Source organism: Klebsiella sp. 141251 (assembly GCF_050600725.1).
GTDB classification, from domain to species: domain Bacteria; phylum Pseudomonadota; class Gammaproteobacteria; order Enterobacterales; family Enterobacteriaceae; genus Klebsiella; species Klebsiella aerogenes.
The window spans coordinates 1-785 of record NZ_JAQIRG010000024.1; the positions used below are offsets into that span (position 1 = coordinate 1).

General features: G+C 67.4%; 1 protein-coding gene. It reads right to left on the reverse strand.

Annotation, left to right across the window (positions count from 1 at the left end):
• Positions 1-785: sodium ion-translocating decarboxylase subunit beta (locus PGR09_RS24480; RefSeq protein WP_430916581.1), on the reverse strand; the 785-nt coding region annotated here is incomplete at both ends.

A 785-nucleotide genomic window follows, 5' to 3' on the forward strand; every position in this document is an offset into this window, starting at 1 on the left:
GCGGCGTCCGGCAGCAGCAGCGCCACCAGCAGCAACAGCACCGCCGGGAAGAGGATCTTCTCGCGTTTGCTCACCGTACGCAGCTGCACCATGCGGATCTTCCGCTCTTTGTCGCTGGTCAGCGCCTTCATGATCGGCGGCTGGATCAGCGGCACCAGCGCCATGTAGGAGTAGGCGGCCACCGCGATGGCCCCCAGCAGCTCCGGCGCCAGCTTGCTCGACAGGTAGATGGCCGTCGGGCCGTCGGCGCCGCCGATGATGCCGATGGCCGCCGCCTGCGGCAGGGTGAAGGAGATGAAGCCGAAGTAGTTCAGCGTCAGCGCCCCGAGCACGGTGGCGAAGATCCCGAACTGCGCCGCCGCCCCCAGCAGCAGGGTGCGCGGGTTGGCCAGCAGCGGGCCGAAATCGGTCATCGCCCCGACGCCCATAAAGATCACCAGCGGCGCGATACCCGAGCCAATCGCCACCTTATAGAAGATGGCCAGCACCCCGGAGGAGTAGCCCATGTCCACCGCCAGCGTCTCCATCTGCCCCTGCACCGACGGCAGGGCCAGCGCCAGCGCCTCCTTGATGGCGTGGACGTCCGGCGCGCAGTTGAGCTTCGCGGCAATCACCGCCAGCTGGACCGGGTCGTGGTGGGCCAGCAGGTTTTCCAGCGCGCTCAGCGCCAGCCCGGCCTCCGGGATATTGGAGAGCAGGCCGCCGAAGCCAATCGGCAGCAGCAGTAACGGCTCGAACTTTTTCGCAATCGCCAGCCACAGCAGCAGCAGGCTGACCAGCAGCAT